General features: G+C 41.6%; 23 protein-coding genes and 1 riboswitch. Of the genes, 10 read left to right on the forward strand and 13 right to left on the reverse strand.

The window, feature by feature from the left end; all coding sequences use genetic code 11:
* The first annotated feature begins 315 nt into the window (after nucleotides 1-315).
* On the forward strand, nucleotides 316-1,587 hold the full coding sequence (locus tag BLL40_RS09765; RefSeq protein ID WP_073711720.1) for an MFS transporter: 1,272 nt from the start codon (nucleotides 316-318) through the stop codon (nucleotides 1,585-1,587).
* Here BLL40_RS09765 and BLL40_RS09770 read toward each other — a convergent pair.
* The 5 genes from BLL40_RS09770 to BLL40_RS17410 all read right to left on the reverse strand — a co-directional run bounded on the left by BLL40_RS09770 (nucleotide 1,549) and on the right by BLL40_RS17410 (nucleotide 5,383).
* Nucleotides 1,549-2,202, reverse strand: a complete 654-nt coding sequence (locus BLL40_RS09770; protein ID WP_073711721.1) for a uracil-DNA glycosylase — start codon at nucleotides 2,200-2,202, stop codon at nucleotides 1,549-1,551. The two genes, BLL40_RS09765 and BLL40_RS09770, sit on opposite strands and share 39 nt — an antisense overlap.
* 92 nt (nucleotides 2,203-2,294) lie before the next feature.
* Entirely contained in the window at nucleotides 2,295-3,164 is an 870-nt protein-coding gene (locus BLL40_RS09775; RefSeq protein ID WP_073711722.1) for a DUF6612 family protein, read from the reverse strand.
* A gap of 103 nt (nucleotides 3,165-3,267) precedes the next feature.
* Nucleotides 3,268-4,047: an SDR family oxidoreductase gene (locus tag BLL40_RS09780; protein ID WP_073711723.1), complete on the reverse strand. Its 780-nt coding sequence runs from the start codon at nucleotides 4,045-4,047 to the stop codon at nucleotides 3,268-3,270.
* The gene (locus BLL40_RS09785) at nucleotides 4,048-5,052 is read right to left on the reverse strand and encodes a lactonase family protein (RefSeq protein ID WP_073711724.1); all 1,005 of its coding nucleotides are present in this window, start codon (nucleotides 5,050-5,052) and stop codon (nucleotides 4,048-4,050) included. It lies immediately after the preceding gene.
* A gap of 172 nt (nucleotides 5,053-5,224) precedes the next feature.
* The gene (locus BLL40_RS17410) at nucleotides 5,225-5,383 is read right to left on the reverse strand and encodes a type 2 periplasmic-binding domain-containing protein (RefSeq protein ID WP_159434218.1); all 159 of its coding nucleotides are present in this window, start codon (nucleotides 5,381-5,383) and stop codon (nucleotides 5,225-5,227) included.
* A 161-nt stretch (nucleotides 5,384-5,544) separates the two neighbouring features.
* Here BLL40_RS17410 and BLL40_RS09790 point away from each other — a divergent pair, with 161 nt between their 5' ends.
* Complete coding sequence (locus BLL40_RS09790; RefSeq protein ID WP_073711725.1) at nucleotides 5,545-6,780, forward strand: MFS transporter; 1,236 nt, start codon at nucleotides 5,545-5,547, stop codon at nucleotides 6,778-6,780.
* A 16-nt stretch (nucleotides 6,781-6,796) separates the two neighbouring features.
* Here BLL40_RS09790 and BLL40_RS09795 read toward each other — a convergent pair whose 3' ends face one another.
* Nucleotides 6,797-6,931, reverse strand: coding sequence for a Fur-regulated basic protein FbpA (locus BLL40_RS09795; RefSeq protein ID WP_083566476.1), 135 nt, complete (start codon nucleotides 6,929-6,931; stop codon nucleotides 6,797-6,799).
* 180 nt (nucleotides 6,932-7,111) lie between these two features.
* A riboswitch (TPP riboswitch) is annotated at nucleotides 7,112-7,221 on the forward strand.
* 80 nt (nucleotides 7,222-7,301) lie between these two features.
* On the opposite strand from BLL40_RS09795, the gene BLL40_RS09800 reads away from it, so the two are divergent.
* The 6 genes from BLL40_RS09800 to BLL40_RS09825 all read left to right on the forward strand — a co-directional run bounded on the left by BLL40_RS09800 (nucleotide 7,302) and on the right by BLL40_RS09825 (nucleotide 11,528).
* Nucleotides 7,302-7,844 carry a thiamine phosphate synthase gene (locus BLL40_RS09800; RefSeq protein ID WP_159434219.1) on the forward strand — a complete coding sequence of 181 codons (543 nt, stop codon included), beginning with the start codon at nucleotides 7,302-7,304 and terminating at the stop codon, nucleotides 7,842-7,844.
* Nucleotides 7,845-7,865: 21 nt separating this feature from the next.
* On the forward strand, nucleotides 7,866-9,005 hold the full coding sequence (gene thiO / locus BLL40_RS09805; RefSeq protein ID WP_073711769.1) for a glycine oxidase ThiO: 1,140 nt from the start codon (nucleotides 7,866-7,868) through the stop codon (nucleotides 9,003-9,005).
* Nucleotides 9,002-9,205, forward strand: a complete 204-nt coding sequence (gene thiS / locus BLL40_RS09810) for a sulfur carrier protein ThiS (RefSeq protein ID WP_073711726.1) — start codon at nucleotides 9,002-9,004, stop codon at nucleotides 9,203-9,205. Before thiO ends, thiS begins: the two co-directional genes overlap by 4 nt.
* Nucleotide 9,206: 1 nt before the next feature.
* Nucleotides 9,207-9,974, forward strand: a complete 768-nt coding sequence (locus BLL40_RS09815; RefSeq protein WP_073711727.1) for a thiazole synthase — start codon at nucleotides 9,207-9,209, stop codon at nucleotides 9,972-9,974.
* Nucleotides 9,971-10,996: a ThiF family adenylyltransferase gene (locus tag BLL40_RS09820; protein WP_073711728.1), complete on the forward strand. Its 1,026-nt coding sequence runs from the start codon at nucleotides 9,971-9,973 to the stop codon at nucleotides 10,994-10,996. The genes BLL40_RS09815 and BLL40_RS09820 overlap by 4 nt, the downstream gene beginning before the upstream one ends.
* Nucleotides 10,997-11,303: 307 nt before the next feature.
* Nucleotides 11,304-11,528 carry a hypothetical protein gene (locus BLL40_RS09825; protein WP_073711729.1) on the forward strand — a complete coding sequence of 75 codons (225 nt, stop codon included), beginning with the start codon at nucleotides 11,304-11,306 and terminating at the stop codon, nucleotides 11,526-11,528.
* A 15-nt stretch (nucleotides 11,529-11,543) separates the two neighbouring features.
* On the opposite strand, the gene BLL40_RS09830 is transcribed toward BLL40_RS09825, so the two are convergent.
* From BLL40_RS09830 to BLL40_RS09850, 5 genes are all read right to left on the reverse strand, one after another.
* Nucleotides 11,544-12,521, reverse strand: coding sequence for a bile acid:sodium symporter family protein (locus tag BLL40_RS09830; RefSeq protein ID WP_073711730.1), 978 nt, complete (start codon nucleotides 12,519-12,521; stop codon nucleotides 11,544-11,546).
* A 92-nt stretch (nucleotides 12,522-12,613) separates the two neighbouring features.
* On the reverse strand, nucleotides 12,614-13,282 hold the full coding sequence (wrbA, locus tag BLL40_RS09835; RefSeq protein WP_073711731.1) for an NAD(P)H:quinone oxidoreductase: 669 nt from the start codon (nucleotides 13,280-13,282) through the stop codon (nucleotides 12,614-12,616).
* Nucleotides 13,283-13,358: 76 nt separating this feature from the next.
* Nucleotides 13,359-13,757 (reverse strand): DoxX family protein, encoded by a 399-nt coding sequence (locus tag BLL40_RS09840; protein ID WP_073711732.1) that lies wholly within the window; start codon nucleotides 13,755-13,757, stop codon nucleotides 13,359-13,361.
* A gap of 77 nt (nucleotides 13,758-13,834) precedes the next feature.
* A complete protein-coding gene (locus tag BLL40_RS09845; protein ID WP_073711733.1) occupies nucleotides 13,835-14,260 on the reverse strand; it encodes a MarR family winged helix-turn-helix transcriptional regulator in 426 nt (141 codons plus the stop codon).
* Nucleotides 14,261-14,384: 124 nt separating this feature from the next.
* Nucleotides 14,385-15,827, reverse strand: a complete 1,443-nt coding sequence (locus BLL40_RS09850; protein ID WP_073711734.1) for a SulP family inorganic anion transporter — start codon at nucleotides 15,825-15,827, stop codon at nucleotides 14,385-14,387.
* Nucleotides 15,828-16,556: 729 nt separating this feature from the next.
* Here BLL40_RS09850 and BLL40_RS09855 point away from each other — a divergent pair.
* Together BLL40_RS09855 and BLL40_RS09860 are read left to right on the forward strand one after the other, a co-directional pair.
* The gene (locus BLL40_RS09855) at nucleotides 16,557-18,068 is read left to right on the forward strand and encodes a glycine betaine uptake BCCT transporter (RefSeq protein WP_073711735.1); all 1,512 of its coding nucleotides are present in this window, start codon (nucleotides 16,557-16,559) and stop codon (nucleotides 18,066-18,068) included.
* A gap of 199 nt (nucleotides 18,069-18,267) precedes the next feature.
* Nucleotides 18,268-19,308 (forward strand): ion channel, encoded by a 1,041-nt coding sequence (locus BLL40_RS09860; RefSeq protein WP_073711736.1) that lies wholly within the window; start codon nucleotides 18,268-18,270, stop codon nucleotides 19,306-19,308.
* Here the strand turns inward: BLL40_RS09860 and BLL40_RS09865 are convergent.
* Both BLL40_RS09865 and BLL40_RS09870 read right to left on the reverse strand, forming a co-directional pair.
* The gene (locus BLL40_RS09865) at nucleotides 19,281-20,078 is read right to left on the reverse strand and encodes an ABC transporter permease subunit (RefSeq protein WP_073711737.1); all 798 of its coding nucleotides are present in this window, start codon (nucleotides 20,076-20,078) and stop codon (nucleotides 19,281-19,283) included. The genes BLL40_RS09860 and BLL40_RS09865 overlap by 28 nt on opposite strands.
* The gene (locus BLL40_RS09870; RefSeq protein ID WP_073711738.1) at nucleotides 20,075-20,965 is read right to left on the reverse strand and encodes an ABC transporter ATP-binding protein; all 891 of its coding nucleotides are present in this window, start codon (nucleotides 20,963-20,965) and stop codon (nucleotides 20,075-20,077) included. The genes BLL40_RS09865 and BLL40_RS09870 overlap by 4 nt, the downstream gene beginning before the upstream one ends.
* Nucleotides 20,966-21,005 lie beyond the last annotated feature (40 nt).

Genomic DNA, 21,005 nt, shown 5'->3' on the forward strand with positions numbered 1-21,005 from the left:
TTATCGCAGGTTAACGGGCAGTAAGACCCCCACTTCAAGACATGGAGAAATCCAAAAAGGATAAGTAGGAGATAAACTGCCCGTAAAAGCCCGATTCGTTCATCTAACCATCAGCGGAGGACGAAAGGAAACCTCCGCTGATAGAAGATTCACTTTATTTTAACGCAAAACAGAAAAAGTTGCCTTACTTAATTTTAGTATAACTGAAAATCAATTAAATTCACATAAGATTAATTGGTTTAAACATTAAGTTATTGTAAAACAGCAGGATACATTCATTATAGTGCGAATTAGTATATAAAACGGAGGTGTTTTATGCAAAAAATCCATAATCGGAAATTATTCTTAACCCTTCCTGTACTTTCATGGGCGCTTTACGATTTTGCAAATACTATTTTTTCATCTAATATTACGACCATTTTTTTCCCTTTCTACGTGCAGGAAATGGCTGGCGGTGACGAACGGCTTGATCAAATTGCCAGTACATTTTTATCTTATGCGAATGCCGTATCGAGCTTTTTCCTCGTGTTATTTTCACCGCTGTTCGGTGTGTGGATTGACCGGACTGGACGAAAAAAACGATACGTCATGGCATTCGCGCTAGCTGCCATTATCTTCACTGCGTTGATGGGCTTTATAGCACCGCTCAGTCTCGGCCAATTTGGCGGACTTCCGGCAGCTTTTGCTGCAGTCGTTGCCCTATTTGTCGCCGCAAAGTTCTTTTATCAGTCCAGTTTAATTTTTTACGATGCGATGCTGCCAGATATCAGTACGAAAGACACAATGGCTGTGCTGTCCGGTTTTGGAGTCGCAGTCGGTTATATGGGGACGCTTGTCGGATTAACGGTCTATCCGCTTGTAAGTAAAAGCAATTATGCGGATGCTTTTATTCCTACCGCGGTTCTCTTTTTCATCTTTACGATGCCGATGTTATTTTTGTATAAAGAGACACCTGATCCTGTCTTAGAAAAAAGGCCGTTTTTCGCTGGATACCGCGACGTTTGGTATACGTTTAAAGATATGCGCCGCTACCGGCCGATTTTTCTGTTTATGATTGTCTACTTTTTCATTAATGACGCCATTGCCACCGCTATTGCCATGATGGCTGTCTATGCAAAAGCGATTGTTGGTTTCACATCTGGCGAGTTCATTTTGCTTTATCTCGTATCAACAATTTCAAGCATTATCGGCTCGTTTATTTTCGGCTACATTACCCGGACTGTTGGTGCAAAAAAGGCCGTCTTTTATGTTGGTATTATTTTATTCTTCGCCCTGCTGCTCGGCACATTTGCAATTAACCGACCCATGTTCTGGGTAACCGGCAGCCTGTTCGGCGTCGCACTTGGCGCAGTCTGGGTGACTTCGCGCATTTTCATTATTGAGCTGTCACCTAAGGACAAGCGCGGCCAGTTTTTTGGTTTGTTCGCTTTTTCAGGCAAATTATCGGCGATTGTCGGCCCGCTCATATACGGGACAATCACGCTCGTACTCGCTGACTATGGCAATATTGCGAGCCGAATAGCACTCGCTTCTCTTATGCTATTCGTTTTAGCGGGGCTGTTCATTCATCGGAAGATTCCCAAGTAATTCACACAAATTTTTCATATCAGAATGAATAAGTTCCAGTAAGCGACGATTGTAAAAAATGGATGCTGGATGAAAGGTTGGGAATATCCAGTATTCTTTTTCCGTCCATTCATATTGATCTCCATTCAAGCGCAAAACGGGTTGTTCCAGTAATTTTCCATGAAGTTCAGATACTTTATTCTCTTTTCCGATGAGCCGCTTTAAGCCAATGTTGCCAAGTGCGACGATCACAGGGGCTTTTACATGCTCAATTTCATAATCTAAGAGCGGCGCATGAGCCATGATTTCACAGCTTGTCGGCGCCCGGTTGTATTTTCGTTTAATTTTTGTACCGTCCGGACCGTTTTTCTCACCCCATTTATAGGGACGGCTCCGGACAGCACTCGTTATGTACACCTCTTCCCTTGTGACACTGGCTATCTCCAAAAACTTCATCAATTCATTACCGGCGCGCCCGCTGAACGGAATGCCATTGCGGATTTCTGTTTCACCGGGTGCTTCACCGACAAGCATTACTTTTGCATATTCTGGACCGCTTCCGTGTACAAACCCTTCGACTGGATAAGGTGCAATTCTCTTCTTTCCCTGTTCTGCCAGCTCATCCGGGATTCTCATATCATTCACCTCCTTCTCTTTTCTAATAATGCCCTTATTGCCGTTATCCATCCGCAAGAAACCCCCGTTTTTAAACGGGGGTTTTTTGAATATTACAGCTGTAGTTCCTGTGCGGTGTTCAGGATGTCTTCTGGTACTATGATCGCTTCTACACCATTATAATTACTGTAGTCGGCATTCATTACCTGATTCATTTCCATCGATTCGCCGTCTATTTTCATCGTCATATCCATGATCATGTCAACTGCCGTTGTCTCGAACGTTTCTTTATCAATATAAATCGTGTAATCTACCTTTTCAATGTTCATACCGGCCGTCATTTGATCCATCATTGCCTGGCTTTCTTCTCCCTCAAGCGTCGGCATAAACTGGCTCATCTGTTCTTCAATGAGTGCATTAAACTTTTCACCTTCTGCTGATAATTTCAGCACATATTCGCTGTCTGTCTGTTCAAATGTGAAATCATCTTTAAATGCTTCAAGCTGCTTTAACTGCTGTGACGGGTCCGATTGCTGTTTAGACATTTGTGTAATTTGATCATACATTTCTGACGGCATCTTTACCCATTGTCCCGTCGTTTCATCGTTCATAAAAAAGCCGGCTTCTGTCATGTACATTTCCATTTTCATCGATTCTGCTTCCTCAGAGCCATCCATTTTCATCGTTGTTGTACCTGTTTGGTGCAGAGCAAGCGGATCTATTGTGATATCCATGTCCATAACAGATACTGTTTCCATCAATAAATTCTGAGAAGGCTGTTCCATTTTCTGCGTCATATCAATCTTAGCACTTAAACTTTTCGTTTCATTCGATACTGCCATGGATTTGTCAAACACTTCCTCCAGTGTCATATCGCTCATCGCATCTTTACTCGTTTCCGGCGTCGGTTCTGCTGTTTGACCACAAGCAGCAAGTCCCATCGTTAATACACTTGCTGCTACAAGTTGTGTCCACTTTTTCAAATTCATCTTCTCCCGTTTTTGAATTCCCCGTTTAGAGGTTATACATCTTTATACGAAAGTAATTTAAAAAAGTTTCGACAAATTTCCATTTATGTATAAAAAATCATAATAACGACTCAATTCCATCTACATAAATGACCGAGCCGGTCACATGACTTGCGGCATCACTTGCCAAATAATGAACGAGATCCGCAACCTGTTCAGGCTTTCCAGAACCTCCCGCAAGTGGCTGATTCCCTTTCGGATACTCAATAGGTATACGAATTTCTTTTAGTTTCTCATCTTCCATATGAGTACTTTCATCAATATTTGTTTCAATTGCACCTGGGCAAACTACATTGACACGCACTTTAAACTGGGCAAGTTCAACAGCAGCCATTTTGCCAAGACCAACTTGACCCGCTTTCGTTGTCGCATAGGCAGAAAAACCAAAATTTTTAAATGTCCTTGTTCCATTAATGGACGATGTAATAATGACGCTTCCGCCTTTTTTTTTCAAATATGGTATAGAATATTTTAACGTTAAGAAGGTACCGGTTAAATTCGTCATCATAACAGAATTCCAGTCGTCCGGATCCAAATGTTCAAGCGGTGTAAATGTCCCATTTTGTCCGGCATTTGCAAATACAATATCAATGCCACCCCACTTCGCAGCCGCTTCATTAATCGCTTTTTCCATCTCATCTGCTTTTGACACATCCGCTTTTACATGCAAAGCACGGTCTTCACCGATTTTTTTCACAAGATCATCTGAATTTTCCGGGCTCCGATCCAGAAGGATGACATTGGCTCCCGCTTCCGCAAAACGAATGACTGTTGCGCGGCCAATGCCAGAACCCCCGCCTGTGACGAGCGCTGTTTTTCCTTTCAACGAAATATTCATTTATTTTTCTCCTTTCTTAATGACGCATACCGGTTCTTGAATCGTAACTTTCTCTTCTATAAAAATGGGTAACCCATTTTTCTCTATTTTAAACAAGGCAAGTTCATTTGAATCTTGATAAGCTGTAACTAAATACGGCGCGTCCGGCAACACGTAAAAACTGCGTGGCGTTTTCCCTGCTCCTTCTACATGACGCGGCTGTGAAAGTTCACCTTCTCCTTGAACATCAAAAATAGCAAATCCGTTCCATCCGCGAATAGACGCATACAGAAACCTCCTGTCCGGACTAAATTGTAAATCGGCGCCTGTATGAACGCCTTTGTATCCGTCTGGAAGCGCGGCGACTGTATCTAGATGCATCATATACCCATCCATTTCCACCTTGTAAATGGAAACAGTTGAATTCAGCTCATTTATGACATATAAAACCGGCAAATCCGGATGAAAAAGCGCCATTCGCGGTCCCGAACCCGGTGCTGTTTTCACTTCTTTCACAAGCTTAAGTTCATTTTTTTCATATACAGCAAGTGTATCGGTCCCGAGGTCACACACGACTATATGCAACCCGTCTGGAAACGGTGTAACAGAGTGAACATGCGGTGCATCCTGCCGGTCTGCATTCAGCCCGCTTCCTTCATGTTTCACAAATGCCGTTTTCGTCAAACGATCGCCGTCACGTTCATATTTTGTCACTGATCCCCCATAATTAGCCGTCCAGACTGATGTGTCTTCTGCATAAATATGACAGGGCGCCATTTCGCCTGCTTCTGCTATCGCCCGTCTATCCAATCCTTCTTCATCAATTTTAAAGAGAACTGCTTGGCCCTTCATCGTTTCGGATGCCACAAATAAATACCCGCCTGCTTCTGCTAAATAAGACGGATTTTCAACACCCGCGTATCGGCCCGTCACGTTTAACTTTTCATTTTCCGTATCCACGTTCACTTTATAAATGCCTCGTTCTTCTTTTTTTGCATAGCTGCCAATCCAGAGTGTATAGTTCAAACAGTCATCTCCTCTATTTTAAACATCTCTTTTCTTATTACCCACCTTTCTCTTTTTCATACGGAAAAAGAAAAGTTTACACTTTTCCAGGTATATATTTTTTCAGCAAACGCATGAAATTGACGGGCTTCCAGTGATAATGCCACCTTTTTTTCGTACCAAGCGCGATTTTCTAGAGCGCATCATAGTCATTTATTTCAAGAAAGTGAACCGATTCGTTAGCAATTTCATTTTTGCGCGGCAACACTGAAATGCCCAGGCCTACGCCAACAAATCCGGCGACGGCTGTCACTTCCTCACCATCAAAGATAATCTCTGCTTCCACGTTCAAGGTCTTGCACACCTCATCAAAAAGAAAGCGAATTCCATATTCTTCTTCATATTCAATAAAGGGGTTAATTGATAATAACTATAAATTGGATCTATGATTATGGAAAGCGTATAGTATTGATAGAAAGATCATATACACGTTTCATAGAAAGAAGGCTGCTTATGTCTTATATTGAACAGGGAACAATTGAACAAAAAAAAGCAAGTTTTGCCCTGTTTCTCGGCGGGTTCGTCACATTTGCAACATTATATACGACACAGCCGCTCATGCCGCTATTCGCCATACAATTTGGCATCTCTGCCTCGACTGCAAGTCTAGCTTTGTCATTGTCGACCGGCTTGTTGGCAATCGCCATGATTGCTGCCGGGGCACTGTCCAGTGAATTCGGTAAAAAGAAACTGATGATCATTTCTATGTTCGCCGCTTCCATTATCGGTATTCTGACTGCCTTCAGTCCGAACTTCTGGACATTGCTTACATTTCGAGCACTGCTCGGTATATTTTTAGCGGGTGTACCAGCCATTGCGATGGCATACGTGTCAGAAGAATTCAACCCGAAAGCAATTGGAACGGCGATGGGCTTATACATTAGTGGCACGACGATAGGCGGCATGTCCGGACGCATGCTGACAGGATGGTTGACCGACTTATTCAACTGGCGGATTGCTTTGATCGTCATCGGTCTCACTGCACTCGCGGCGAGCATTACATTTTTATTTACACTGCCAGAACCGCGCAATTCAGAGAAAAAGCATGCGACATTAAAAGAAATGCTCTTTGCCTACAAAGTACACTCATATAATCGCCCGCTGATCGCTGTCATATCACTCGGCTTTTTATTAATGGGCAGCTTCGTTACATTGTATAATTACATCGGTTTTTTATTAATGGAACCTCCTTACTCATTAAGTCAGACGTTTATCGGATTCATTTTCATCGTTTTTTTAACTGGTACATTCAGCGCGATGTACATGGGCAGAAAAGCGGATCTCTACGGCAACCCTCGTACATTGAGATGGTCCATCGGCATTATGGCTGCCGGTGCGGTCATGACACTTATGCCGATACTTTCATTAAAAATTATCGGCATTGCCGTATTCACATTTGGCTTTTTCGCTTGTCATTCGATCGCAAGTGCCTGGGTCGGCGAGTATGCCAAGTTTAATAAAACACAAGCATCATCCATGTACTTGCTTCTTTATTATCTCGGTTCAAGCGTTGTCGGTTCATTTGGTGGCTGGTTCTGGGCTCACCTTCATTGGAGCGGCGTTATCGGACTTGTCCTTGTCTTACTAGTCATCGCCATTCCGCTTATTTATTACGCAGAGAACCGTGAACCTGGTGTCTATTCAACGCTAAAAAAAGAAAAAAGCTCAAACGCGATGGATTGCGTTTGAGTTTTTTCTTAATTATTTATTTGTTTCTATCATTTAAATGAATCAATTCATCAACGGTTAATTCATACAGCTGACGGTCTCCGTATTTAAAAATTCCTTTTTCCATTAACCGTTCAATCCATATCATTTGTTCTTTCTCTGTTATTTGCATGCGGTCTTCCCCTTTTATCTTATTACATTTATTCTATTCACCTTACACACAGATTATGAAACATATTTCATTACAAATTTTCACAAAAATAAATTCCATCGTTTTTTCTTGTGATTTTACAATATTATTTTCATGCGTGACATTGCCTGATTAGTGTGATAAGCTAAAAAAAATTAAATATCAATCCACTGGAGGTGCCTTTTTAAAGGGCTGAGATCAAAGTGATTACTTTGGGATTCCTGGAACCTGATCCAGTTCGTACTGGCGTAGGAAAGTGGCGTGACCTTTGTTTTTTATCTTGTTTATACAGCGCTGTTTTCCATACTGGAAAGCAGCGCTTTTTGTATGTTTGATAATGGAGATGATGCATTTGATCCATGCAGTAACGGATGGTACAGGCCTTCGTGAAAATACAATCGCGACAGTTGCCTCTCTTTATCCAGATGTTGAAGCGATTTGTATACGTGAAAAACAGCTTTCTGAACAAGATACGTGTTTGAAAATAAAGCAACTGATTGACCGCGGCATACCAGCCAAAAAATTAATTGTTCATTCGCACCCTGATCTGGCAATTCAATATCATTTGCAGGGCGTTCACTTTACAGAATTCGATAAACGATTAAAAGCATTCAAGCAATCCTATCCTTACATGAAGGCCGGCAAATCTGTTCATTCTGTGGCTACAGCGAGACAGGCAGAGATAGATGGCGCAGACTACATTTACTTCGGCCATATTTTCACGACCTCTTCAAAAGAAGGTCTCCCTGGGCGCGGACTAAATGCGCTGCGTAGTGTAACAAAGGCCGTTTCTATTCCCGTCATCGCAATCGGTGGGATTCATTCCGGTAACGTGAAAACAGTAATGGAAGCAGGCGCGGCTGGTACGGCGATGATTTCTGCTTTTTTTAAATAGAGGAGTGATAAAGTGAAATCGATGAGACGATACGATGTCATTATTGCTGGCGGCGGTGTGATTGGCTGTTCAATTGCCTACCGGCTAGCGAAATCTGGTTTGTCTGTAGCGGTGTTTGACGCCGGTACAGCAGGCAAAGCATCGATTGCAGCAGGCGGGATGCTTGGTGCTCAAAATGAATTTGAGTATGAAAATCCGCTTATGAATATAGCGCTTGAAAGCCGGGCTATGTTTCCAGATCTTCGCGATGAATTGTTGGATGAATCCGGTGTGGATATTGAATTACGCAAAGCCGGACTGTTAAAAGTAGCGGCTACAGCCGATGATCAGCCAGCTCTTCTCAAACAGTATGCCTTTTTATCCAGCAAAGATGCATCTGTTAAATGGCTCGAGCCAGATGAGGTGCCGTCTGTAGAGTCGTGTATGTCAAATGAAACAGCCGGTGCTATTTATTTGGAAAAAGACAATCAAGTAAAAGCACCGCTGCTTGCCCACGCATTTTTGCAGGCGGCGATGAATGCCGGTGTACATGTGTATGAACAAGAAGCAGTCATTCGCTTCGTAGTGGAAGCGAATACAGTTTGCGGTGTACATACAGCCCGCGGATTGTTTCATTCAGACCGAGTTATTAATGCGGCTGGTGCGTGGAGCGGTACATTATTTGGAGAAGAACCGGGTTACATGCCGCCAATCATTCCAGTAAAAGGTGAATGCGTGTCAGTGAAACTGAGCGAAGCAGCACCTGTAAAAACCGTTTTTGCGGTTGATGGCTGTTATATCGTGCCAAAGCGCAATAAAGAAATGTTGATTGGCGCGACATCTTATCCCGGATCGTTTGACTCATCTGTTACAGCAGGCGGCATCCGCTCTTTATTAAACCGGGCGGCGCGGCTTTTGCCCGTGCTTGACGAAGGGATCATTGACCGTATGTGGACTGGGGTAAGACCGCAATTATCTGATGGATTGCCGATTATCGGGGCTCACCCTTCGATTAAAGGACTTTACATATGTACAGGACATTATCGAAATGGTATTTTATTAAGTCCTATAACCGGGGTGTTAATGGAACAGTATTTGAATGGCTGTGAAAAAACAGCCGCTGTTCTGGCTCCTTTCTCTCCGTCCCGGTTTCAAATAAAAAAGGAGGAATTACTTGTATGAACATGACCGTAAACGGACGTGACGTGCAACTTCCAGACTACGTCACAACAGTCCGCGATTTGCTTGATCACTTTAAGTTGAATAAAGATATGGCAATTGTTGAACTCAATCAATTGATTTTAGACAAAACAACACGCGATGATGCGGCGCTCAGTGATGGCGACCGGATTGAAATCGTTCAATTTGTAGGAGGCGGATAATATGTTAAACATTGGACCTTATTCATTTACATCTAGATTACTGCTTGGAACTGGGAAATTCCCGAATTTCGATATTCAAAAAGAAGCGGTGGAAAAATCAGAAACAGACATTTTAACGTTTGCGGTACGCCGGATGAATATTTTCGAACCAAATCAACCGAACTTTTTAGAAAAGATTGACGTGAAAAACTACACGTTGCTGCCAAATACAGCGGGCGCTAAAACAGCGGATGAAGCGGTCCGCATCGCAAAACTTGCAAAAGCATCCGGACTTTGTGACATGATTAAAGTCGAAGTGATCGGCTGTGCTAAAACGTTATTGCCTGACCCGATTGAAACACTAAAAGCATCTGAAATGCTGCTTGAAGAAGGATTTATCGTTTTGCCTTACACGTCAGATGATGTGCTGCTCGCAAAACGGCTTGAGGACCTTGGCTGCCATGCGATTATGCCAGGTGCATCGCCAATCGGCACGGGCCTTGGCATTATCAATCCACTCAACATTCGTTACATTATTGAACAGTCTTCTGTACCGGTTATTGTCGATGCCGGAATTGGCGTGCCTTCTGATGCAGCAAAAGCGATGGAACTCGGTGCCGATGGTGTCCTTCTTAACACAGCTGTGTCGGGAGCAAACGACCCCGTGAGAATGGCTGAAGCGATGAAATACGGCGTGCTCGCAGGACGTGCCGGATTTGAAGCTGGACGTATCCCGAAAAAGATGCATGCTGCTGCTTCAAGCCCACTGGAAGGAATGAGTGTACTTTGACCGAACGGTATTCGCGCCAAGTGCTATTCCCCGGGATCGGAAAAAATGGGCAGGAAGCACTTCGCAATAAGCACGTCTTAATCATCGGGGCTGGTGCACTCGGTGCAGCAAATGCCGAAATGATCGTCCGTGCCGGCGTTGGCCGCATCACAATCATTGACCGGGATTATGTTGACTTTTCCAACTTACAGCGTCAAAACTTATACACCGAGCAAGATGCGATTGAGCGGATACCGAAAGCGGATGCGGCAAGAAAAAGGCTGCTATCGATTAACTCGGACATCATCATTGATTCATTGACTCTTGACGCAGATGCTGATTTTTTTGAGCGGTTTTTACCCCGAGAAGCTGTCGACCTCATCATTGACGGCACTGACAACTTCGATATCCGCTTTATTATTAACGATGCTGCTCAAAAATATGAAATTCCATGGGTATACGGCGCTTGTGTCGCGTCAGGTGGTCTATCACTACTTGTCATCCCAGGAAAAACGCCATGCCTTCATTGTTTAATGAATACAATTCCTCAAGCAGGCGCTACGTGTGATACAGCCGGGATTATTTCTCCTGCTGTTCAAATGACAGCTTCTGCACAGACTGCAGAAGCATTAAAATGGCTAACAGGCAATGTCGATGCTTTACGCGGTACGATTTTTTCATTTGATTTATGGACGAATCAGTTTTCATCCGTTGATGTAGCCAAACTAAAAAAACCGGACTGTCCATCATGCGGAGCAAATCCGGTTTATCCATTTCTTTCATATGAACAATCGACAAAGTTTGCTGTATTATGCGGACGGGATACCGTTCAAATTCGACCAGCTGGCATTGACCGGCGCGATCTCCATCTTTTATTTGAAAATGTGAAAAAGAATGCCGATGTCACGCATCAAAATGCCTTTTTACTTTCATTTAAAAACGATCCTTATACAGTTACCGCGTTTAAAGATGGCCGCGTATTTATACAAGGTGTATCCTCTGTAGAAGAAAGTAAAAAAGTATATTACCGCTACTTCCAATAACCTCTCCCATTTTGCCGGTCATCTTCTTTGGCCTTAAATTAGTTTTCTTTTAAAGTTAAAAAAGGTATAAATGGAGATGTCAAAATACAATAGTTGATCATTACTTATTTGAAAATTTAAAGAGAATTGAAAAGATTTTAAGATCATTAATTTGCAAGTATCCTAGGTACATACACAGGTTGCCTTTGATCGTCGTCAAATTAATAATATCTTTTAAAGCAAAGTCCCTGGCTCGACATATTTTATTAAATGTCCACGTTCGAGTTGTGCTACACTGAAAAAAAGAACGTGAAAGGACAGACAGTTAATGAAACGATTTATTTTTGTCATTCCGATTATGGTCCTCGTTTTTTCGATTGCAACGTGGATGCTGAATAAAGATTTTTCGATGATTGACACACAGACACGCACATTAATTGCCACTGGGGCTTCTGTGTTTTCTGGCATTATTTCCTTTTTTCTTATGCGTAGTGACATTGAACATATCACTGAAGTACATCTGAAAAGACAGAATGCAAAACGAAAAAAGTAAAGAAACGCCTGTCCATTATGAGGATAGGCGTTTTTGCTCGGATTTCTTGAATATTCTTTTTTCATACACCAGCGTGATTAAATAGCCGTGAAAAGCAGCGAGTAGTTGTTGGAACAACATACAGACGATAACTGGAACCGCGACTTTTGGCGGAAAAAAATTAACGGCAATAACCGCGCCGGCGCTAAAATTGCGCATACCGCTTGTATAAATGATTGCAACTGTATTTTCTTTGCTTTGTTTAAATACATACGCAATTCCCCACGAAAATAAATAGATAGATAATACAATGAAAAAGATCGTCACCAAAATTCCCAATAATTCCAAATCAATGTTTTTCATATAGGGGGCAATAATTGAACTATTGATCGCAACGACTACGGGCAATGATAGTTTTGAAAATGGCGATAATTTCTGGCTGATGCGGCTTGCCCGTTCCGCCTTTAGCCATTGGTTTACACCCATCCCTGCCAATGACGGAATGACAATCATCCAGAAAAGTCCGTTCATCACATCCATAAAGCTCATTTCAACATTGCTTCCGACTAAAATAGATAAACTGAACGGCGCGATAATAGGCGACAGCATCGTATCAATTAAAATAACCGCCAGCGCCAGCGGTACACTTCCTTTATACATTGTTACCCAGATCATACTCGTAATCCCCGTCGGAATGACAAGGGCTAGTGTAATCCCTGTTACAGTCAATGGATCATGTGGAAAAACAATCTGCCCAACAATGAGCGCCCATACCGGTGCAACAATATGCAGCGTAACGAGCGCTATTACAATTGGAAATGGATGGGTCATCGTATGATGAAGCATGTTAAAATTCGAATTCACACTGCCTGCAAACGTCATAAAAGCAAATAACCATGGGACAATAAACACCCACGAATGCAAGTATTCGGCAGCGATGATCCCTGTTACGACACTAATCGGTGTCAAAATAGGCATCCATTTCCCGAGCAATGCATTCAATAATTGAAGCATAAACAAGAACTCCATTCAACTTTTTAAAAACATTGTATCATTTTGTCGACAAAAAAAGCGAACCGGTCTAACACCGGTTCACCATTATTCACTTATTGGTTTCCCTTTTTTACCCACTCTGCTACGGTCACTGTCCGTTTCGCTTGATGTTTAACAGCTGCCTGTACGTCTTCTATCATTTTTCCATTTTGGTCAACACTTACACTTGTACCATACGGATTGCCGCCCGCCGCAAATGTGACTGGGTCTGTGTAACCTGGTGATGCAACGAGTGCTCCCCAATGGTGCATTGTTGTGTATAGGGCCAAAATCGTCGCTTCTTGACCGCCATGCGCATTTTGTGCGGATGTCATCGCACTAACTACTTTGTTTGCAAGCTTTCCGTGGAACCAAAGGCCGCCTGTTGTATCTAAAAATTGTTTTACTTGTCCTGGCATATTTCCAAATCGTGTTGGTATGCTGAAAATGATAGCATCTGCCCATTCAAGATCGTTCAACGTGACTTCTGGAACACTTTTCGTTTCTTCTACATGTGCTTTCCAAGCTGGATTTGAATCAATCGCTGATTGTGGAGCCGTTTCAGGTACTTTTAATACTTTCACTTCAGCACCTGCAGCTTTTGCGCCTTCTTCTGCCCATTTCGCCAGTTGATAATTCGTTCCTGTTGAACTGTAATAGACTACCGCTAATTTGACGTTTTCCATCGTTTGTTCCTCCTCATGATTGGATGATTTCCCAAATAATTTACTCAAAAAACCCATTTCTTTCACCGCCGATTTGTTTTTGAAAATCTGCTTTAACTCGTATGCTCGTTTACCTAAAAAAACGATCTTTGTTTTAATCTTTTCCTATTAGCTGACCAATTGAGTATTTTTTACTTCCATTGATCGCAATGTACAGTGCGATAGCCAGTAATGCTAAATCCAATTCATATCCGGCCATTTGCCCATTGCCAAGAAAACCGGCGGCCAATTTCACTTTCAAGGTAGCACCAATCATAAGCAGCGCCAATAAAGCTGATACAATTTTCGTTCCAAATCCAACGATTAATGCAATACCTCCAACTAATTCAATGATGGCTACAACATAAGCAAGCCCTCCTGGAATACCAATACTGTCAAACCACCCTACAGTATTCCCAATTCCTCCTTGAAACTTTACTAAACCATGCACAAAAAAGATAATTCCTAATACAACCCGTAAAATCAGAGCTCCTGTTTCTGCTTTTCCTGACACTTATAATCCCTCCCTTTCATTCTCCTCAATACCTTCATTTCATATATTTTTAATTAAAGATATATGAGCAAAAAAAACTATTTTTCACTTGCATGAAATCCCACCTTTTTCAATAAACAAGTAACTGTTTTCAGTTCTTCTTCTGACAGCTCTTCAAAGATTGAATCAATTGTTTTTTCGTGCGCAGGAAACACCTCCTCTATAAACTTCTTTCCTGAATGAGTAATAACAGCGTAGGTGACGCGGCGATCTTTCAAGCAATCTTGACGAACGATCAATCCTTTTTGTTCAAGTTTATCGACGACATAGGTAATACTGCCGCTTGAAAGCAATATCTTTTTGCCAATATGCTGAATGGGCTGATCGCCTTCATGATACAAAAGTTCAAGCACCGCAAACTCTGTTGTATTTAACCCATACGCTTTAATATCTTTTCGCAATACATCCTGAACCGACTGTGAGACCCGCATTAACACGACTAACGCCTTCAACCTGGCATTCATTTCTTATCACTTCCAACCCCATATCTCAGTTTAAGTTATCTCTAATTCAAGGTAATAATACCATGCTCAATTTAGTCTGTCAACAGAAAAAACAGCAAGCCATCATTGACTCGCTGTTTCACTATTAAATACCAACTTGCTTCATGAGTCGGGCACTTTGTCCATTTAATCCCGTTAACTGAACCGGAACTTCGTTTTCCCGGTATTTCATAATCACTTTTTCAATGGCAGCGACCGCTGAATCATCCCATATATTGGCTTCTGTTAAATCAAGCACAACCCTGTCTACTTCTTCTTTATAATTAAATTCATTTAAGAAATCCGTCACGGATGCGAAGAAAATTTGTCCTGTTACGCGATAAATCTTTGCATTTGAATCGCCTGCTTCTTGCGTAACCTTTACTTTTGAGATTTTTGCCGTAAAGAACAACGCACTTAAAATAATACCGGCAAACACGCCTTTTGACAGGTCATGAGTCCAAACAACAACAGCTACTGTGACGACCATGACGATTGTATCCGTGATCGGAATTTTGCGCACTGTTGTCAGTGATGCCCAATCAAATGTGCCGATCGATACCATGATCATCACGCCGACGAGCGCCGCCATCGGGATTTGAATAACAATATCGCTTAATACAATAATTAACAGAAGAAGAACGATGCCTGCTGTAAATGTTGAAAGTCGACCTCGGCCACCTGATTTGACATTAATGACCGATTGTCCGATCATCGCACATCCTGCCATGCCGCCAAGTAAACCAGTCGCAATGTTCGCAATCCCCTGTCCTCGCGCTTCTCTATTTTTATCACTTTCCGTGTCCGTCATATCGTCGACAATAGATGCTGTTAATAATGACTCAAGCAAGCCGACGATCGACATTGCCAATGCCGTTGGGAAAATAATGGACAGCGTTTCAAAATTGAGCGGGACATCCGGGAAGAAAAATGACGGAAGCGTGCCACTAATATTGCCAAGATCTCCGACTGTCCGTAAATCAAAGCCGGCAAAAACCGCAATAATTGTCATCACAACGATCGCTACAAGCGGTGATGGAACTGCTTTTGTTATACGCGGCAGCAAATAAATAATCACCAATGTCGCCGCTACAAACACATACGTCATAGTCGATACACCGATGAAATGCGGCACTTGTGCCATAAAAATTAAAATAGCCAGCGCATTAACAAACCCAATCATAACGGACCTTGGGATGAACTTCATGAAGCGAGCCACTTTTAAAGACCCGAACGTTATTTGCAAAAGACCCGTTAAAATCGTCGTCGCAAATAAATATTGCAGACCGTAATCTTTCACAAGGGTGACCATCAAGAGTGCCATTGCACCGGTCGCGGCAGAGATCATAGCCGGACGGCCACCCATAAAAGCAATTACGACAGCCATTGAAAACGATGCATACAGCCCGACCATCGGATCGACACCGGCAATAATAGAAAACGCGATCGCTTCCGGGATGAGTGCAAGCGCGACAACAAGACCCGACAGCAAATCCCCTTTTACATTGCCAAACCATTCTTTTTTCATTTTTTGAACAGATAAATCCATACTTCACCTCTTATATATATGTCACTTTCGACTCTCACGAAAGATTACTGCGTGTTTATGAACGATTTCCATCGTACCATATCCCATTCTTTTTGAACATGATTGATAAACAAAAGTCCCACGAGTTCTTTTAATTTTCTTTTTTCTTCTTACTCAAATTTCTTTATTGTAAGTTATGAAAAATAACAAAAAGCTCAACCATCGAATCAATAACGGTTGGGCCTTTTGCTATGAGTACAAACTTATTCCATTTTTTCAATTTAGCATATATCAATTCATTAACCTGATTGATGCTCCTAACCGATCGAGATAACATCTACTAGTTTTTGATTTATGTTTCATTTTCATACTCAACTAACCAGCAATCCTTTTTCTTTCCTTCATACAATGTATGTTCAAGAAGATGCTTCACTTTTTGAAATCTACACTTTCATATTTTTCTATCATAAGGACTTTTAGCTTCCCTTTTTGAAACAGCATGACAATGTCCTCCTATTCCATTTCATCTTCTCACCTTAAAAATACACAATTTTCAAATAAAAATAAACAAATTCCCTTAAAAAGTCGACCATTTAAATAAGTTGATTATACGGTCTCTGTTCCTGAAAAAACGAGCTGATCAGGGTGATTTGATTTACTCTGGAACACTATGAATAACACATGTAAAAAAAAGTAAATGATTATTGTGTTATAATATTAATAGTTTGTTATTTTATAAAGGAGGAAATTATGAAAAAAACGATTACACCTGTGTTCTGGATTGCGTTCTCCATCTCTGTTTTGTTTGTCATTTGGGGATGGACAGCGCCGCAACATCTTATTAAAATCATGACTGGATTACAAGGGGATTTACTAAATCGATTCGGATGGTTTTATCAATTTTCCGTAACATTTCTGCTTATTTTTGCTTTAATTCTAGCATTTAGCCGCTATGGAAAGATTAAACTAGGTAAAGATGAAGATCAGCCGGAATTTAGTACTCCTACCTGGTTTGCGATGCTGTTTAGTGCAGGAATGGGGATCGGTCTTCTTTTTTATGGGGTAGCTGAACCTGTTTCTCATTACGCCAATCCTCCAGTGGGAGAAGGACACTCTATTGAATCGGCTAAAATAGGATTGCGTTACACCTACTTACACTGGGGCTTTCATGCATGGGCTATTTATGGCGTCGTCGCATTAGCACTAGCCTATTTTAAATTCCGCAAAGACTCGCCTGGACTTATGAGTGCCACATTATATCCGCTTTTAGGTGAAAAGGTGAAAGGTCCCATCGGGTATACAATTGATGTAATTGCTGTATTGGCCACTCTCTTTGGCGTTGCGGCTTCATTGGGCTTAGGATCGGCTCAAATTAACAGTGGGTTCAACTACTTATTTGGAATCCCCATCAATTTCCCCACTCAACTAACCATTATTCTCGTGACAACAACTGTGTTCATTATTTCAGCTGGAACAGGCGTATCAAAAGGGATTAAGTATTTAAGTAATACTAATATGATTCTAGCCATTGTATTATTTTTCTCGTTTCTTTTTCTTGGCCCCACTCAATTTGTCTTGGAAACGTTCTTAACGACGTTTGGTGGTTATATTCAGAATCTTCCGAGCATGGGACTACGCTTCGCTCCTTTTAACGATGAGAATAATCAATGGGTGAAGGACTGGACTATATTTTATTGGGCTTGGTGGATTTCGTGGACACCATTTGTAGGTACATTCATCGCTCGTGTATCAAAAGGACGGACGGTGCGCGAATTCATTATGGCTGTTCTAATTGTTCCAACCATTGTATGTTCACTATGGTTCGGCGTGTTCGGCGGTACTGGGATTTATTATGATTTTGTCCAAGGGATGGATGTGACTAAACAAAGTTTGGAAACGTCATTATTTTTCATTTATGAGCAGCTTCCTTTTGGGGGATTTTTAACGATTATATCTTTAGTCCTTATCTTCTCTTTCTTCGTAACGTCAGCCGATTCAGCTACATTTGTTTTAGGCATGCAAACGACAAATGGAGGATTGAACCCTTCATTTCTTTCGAAATTAACCTGGGGAGTCATCTTATCAGCAGTTGCAATTATCTTGACAAGATCTGGGGGTATGCAAGGCATACAAGCCACCATTATTGTAAGTGCACTGCCTTTAGCTATTTTTCTCCTTTTCATGTCGTACAGTCTGACTAAGGCTCTCAGAAACGAAATGAAAGGAAAAAAAGATAAGGTGAAAACAGAAACCATCGCATAATTAAAAAACCGTTCCTTATTTCGCCCAAAATAAACTGTACCCCGAATAGTAGACACTGCTCGGGATACAGTTCATTTCAAGAGTTATTTTCATTCTTTATGCACAGTTTCTGTAAGTCGTTTCAACCGCTCATTTTTATAAAAAGAAGAGAACTTTTTTAAAAAGTATTTTACTCAAGACATTTAGAGGTGAAAACTTCATGATTTTCTTTCGCAAATTATTTTTCAAAGCTGTTTATATGAACAACTGGACCTTATTTTTTGCCACATCTACGCTCATTTTGTTCAGCAGTTTTTTCATGTATTTTGTCGAGCCGGAAACATTTTCATCACCATTCGAAGGACTATGGTGGACAATGACAACGGTCGTGACGGTTGGATACGGGGATGTCTCCCCGGTGACAGTACTTGGCAAAATTTTCGCCATGTTTTTATACGTCATTGGTATTGGCTTGATGACAGTACTGATCAGCAAAGTGATTGACACATTGAGCATTCGAAAACGGATGAAGGAGGAAGGCAGATTGCAAATTACACGTGAAAATCATATTTTACTCATTAACTGGACGAGCCGGGCACAGATTGCGTTAAACGAATTGCTTAAATCTTTCCCTGACATTCACGCTGTCATTATTGATGAAATGACTGAAAAAATTCCTTTTCTACATGAACGTGTTGACTTCGTTAAAGGTGCACCGGCAGCAGAATCAACATTTATGCAGGCCAATTTATTAAAAGCAAAATCAGTCATGATTTTTTCGCCGGATGACGCACGGAACGCATCATCTGCCGATGGATTAACACTGCTCATTGCTTCCACACTTGGAGCAACGGCGAAAAAATACGGTCAAAACCTATATACGATTTGTGAAGTGACGGATTCCAAACATATCAGCGCGTTCACTCACGCTAATGTGGAGGAATTTATTACACCAAATGATACAGCAGCCCAACTTGCCGCACGCTCTATACAGTTTAACGGCTCGAGCGAAATTATTCGTCAGTTGACATGCAACGACGGACATGATTTGTACTGTATTCCGAAACAGTCAGACTGGACGACATACCGAGATGCGAAAAAGGCACTCGCTGAAAAAGGCATCCTCCTCGTCGCCAATCATCAAGACTTGTCTGTTACGGCTAAGCTTGATGAACCTATTCCGGATGATGCTCGTCTATTTATTATTTGTGATAAAGAAGCATATAGCCATCTTCAAACAGATAAATCCTTTCGTTTATAAACGGCGTATGCAATCAAAACGCCTATGACGATAATACTGACCATAAAACTAGCATAAAGTGGCTTGATGGCCGCATGTTCGATAATGTAAGCTGAATCCACGTATTCAAACGGCGTCACATATTTCAGCGGTTCGAATTTCTCGGCAATACTCTGCACGATATCGAAAAAGTACGAAAGAAGCACAACTGCCAGTGATATCGATGTGACTGCCCGGCTTTTTCGCATGATTGCCGAGATCGCAAACGCGATCGCCGCAAACGTTAAATGAAGCAAAAACGGCGCAAGAGAGATCATGAAGAAGATCTTCATATTCATTGCTTCGTCTCCTGCATAGCGGAATCCAGCATAGTTGATTAACGAAAGGACTGCGTTGAACAAAAACAAATTCGTGAAAACAGCAAGTGCCTTTTCTGCTATAACCCCTCCTCTACTAACTGGTTTTGATAGCAAAAACTCAACCGTTTTCTCGCTCTCTTCTTTTACGATCATGCTCCCCGCCATCATTGCCGCATAAATACTGCCGAACAAGGTGACAAACAAATATCCTTCAATCGCATAAAATCCGAGCGGTGTATCAAAGCCAAGCGAGTCAATGTTAAATGCTTTTAACATCGCTTCTGGATATAGTTTCATGACATTTTCCAACTGCTCTTTATTCGCTGCAAACTGCGGATACACACTCATAATTAAAAAGGACATGCCCCCGAGCGCAATGATCCAGATCCATAACGCTTTCTGTGCTTGGCTCACTTCACGCTTATAAATCATGATTTCACGTCGCCTTTCTCATAATAATGAATAAACACTTCTTCAAGCGAAGGTTCTTCAATCAGAATGTCATCAAACGGTACGTTGTTCAATTGGTCTAGCAGCGTCCGGCTTGACCCGCTATATAAAAAACGGATACCTTGCGGGATACGTTCCTTCTGCAGCATTCCATCAATGTTCACATTTGCTGTGCTTGCATCATGAAAATATAGTGAGACATTTTTAAATTGATTTTTACGGATTTCTTCCATATTTTCAACTTTAATGAGGTGCCCTTCTTTTATAATGGCCACACGGTCACATAATTTCTGTACTTCGCTTAAATAATGAGAAGAAAAGAATATCGTCGCCCCCTTGTCCCTCGTTTCCCTGAGCAGATCAAAAAAGACGTTTTGCATAAGTGGATCAAGACCTGATGTTGGTTCATCTAAAATAAGCACCTTCGGATCATGCAGCATCGCTTGAACAATACCGACTTTTTTCCGGTTGCCGAATGATAAATCTTCAATTTTCCGGTTTGTGTCAAGCTCCAGCCGCTCAGCTAAATACGATGCGTTCCTGATGCAATCTTTTTTATAAAACCCACTGGAATACGTAAATAACTCTTTTACTTTCATATCTTCATAATAATGCACTTCAGATGGCAAATAGCCGGTGAATTCCCGTATTTTCTGTGATTGTTTCACAACGTCACGTCCCATAATCGACGCGCTTCCTTTTGTAGGATAAATCAAATTGAGCAACGTCCGAATCGCTGTACTCTTTCCTGCACCATTCGGTCCGATAAAACCGAAAATCTCTCCTTCCTCCACTGAAAATGTAACATCTTCAATTCCACAGTTTTTCCCATAATATTTTGTTAACCCGTTCAGTTCAATAATCGACATATACACCCCTCCGCTCTTTCCTTCCTAGATAGAGTATATT

The organism is Domibacillus mangrovi (assembly GCF_001906925.1).
Taxonomy (GTDB): Bacteria; Bacillota; Bacilli; order Bacillales; family Domibacillaceae; genus Domibacillus; species Domibacillus mangrovi.

What these genes read in the sequence shown, in the direction of transcription:
- BLL40_RS09855 (WP_073711735.1), top strand. Translation starts at nt 16,557, where the DNA reads ATGAAAAAAACGATTACACCTGTGTTCTGGATTGCGTTCTCCATCTCT.
- BLL40_RS09765 (WP_073711720.1), top strand. Translation starts at nt 316, where the DNA reads ATGCAAAAAATCCATAATCGGAAATTATTCTTAACCCTTCCTGTACTT.
- BLL40_RS09790 (WP_073711725.1), top strand. Translation starts at nt 5,545, where the DNA reads ATGTCTTATATTGAACAGGGAACAATTGAACAAAAAAAAGCAAGTTTT.
- BLL40_RS09815 (WP_073711727.1), top strand. Translation starts at nt 9,207, where the DNA reads ATGTTAAACATTGGACCTTATTCATTTACATCTAGATTACTGCTTGGA.
- thiO (WP_073711769.1), top strand. Translation starts at nt 7,866, where the DNA reads ATGAGACGATACGATGTCATTATTGCTGGCGGCGGTGTGATTGGCTGT.
- BLL40_RS09860 (WP_073711736.1), top strand. Translation starts at nt 18,268, where the DNA reads ATGATTTTCTTTCGCAAATTATTTTTCAAAGCTGTTTATATGAACAAC.
- wrbA (WP_073711731.1), bottom strand. Translation starts at nt 13,282, where the DNA reads ATGGGTTTTTTGAGTAAATTATTTGGGAAATCATCCAATCATGAGGAG.
- BLL40_RS09825 (WP_073711729.1), top strand. Translation starts at nt 11,304, where the DNA reads ATGAAACGATTTATTTTTGTCATTCCGATTATGGTCCTCGTTTTTTCG.
- BLL40_RS09865 (WP_073711737.1), bottom strand. Translation starts at nt 20,078, where the DNA reads ATGATTTATAAGCGTGAAGTGAGCCAAGCACAGAAAGCGTTATGGATC.
- BLL40_RS09845 (WP_073711733.1), bottom strand. Translation starts at nt 14,260, where the DNA reads ATGAATGCCAGGTTGAAGGCGTTAGTCGTGTTAATGCGGGTCTCACAG.
- thiS (WP_073711726.1), top strand. Translation starts at nt 9,002, where the DNA reads ATGAACATGACCGTAAACGGACGTGACGTGCAACTTCCAGACTACGTC.
- BLL40_RS09770 (WP_073711721.1), bottom strand. Translation starts at nt 2,202, where the DNA reads ATGAGAATCCCGGATGAGCTGGCAGAACAGGGAAAGAAGAGAATTGCA.
- BLL40_RS09870 (WP_073711738.1), bottom strand. Translation starts at nt 20,965, where the DNA reads ATGTCGATTATTGAACTGAACGGGTTAACAAAATATTATGGGAAAAAC.
- BLL40_RS09850 (WP_073711734.1), bottom strand. Translation starts at nt 15,827, where the DNA reads ATGGATTTATCTGTTCAAAAAATGAAAAAAGAATGGTTTGGCAATGTA.
- BLL40_RS09795 (WP_083566476.1), bottom strand. Translation starts at nt 6,931, where the DNA reads ATGCAAATAACAGAGAAAGAACAAATGATATGGATTGAACGGTTAATG.
- BLL40_RS09780 (WP_073711723.1), bottom strand. Translation starts at nt 4,047, where the DNA reads ATGAATATTTCGTTGAAAGGAAAAACAGCGCTCGTCACAGGCGGGGGT.
- BLL40_RS09830 (WP_073711730.1), bottom strand. Translation starts at nt 12,521, where the DNA reads ATGCTTCAATTATTGAATGCATTGCTCGGGAAATGGATGCCTATTTTG.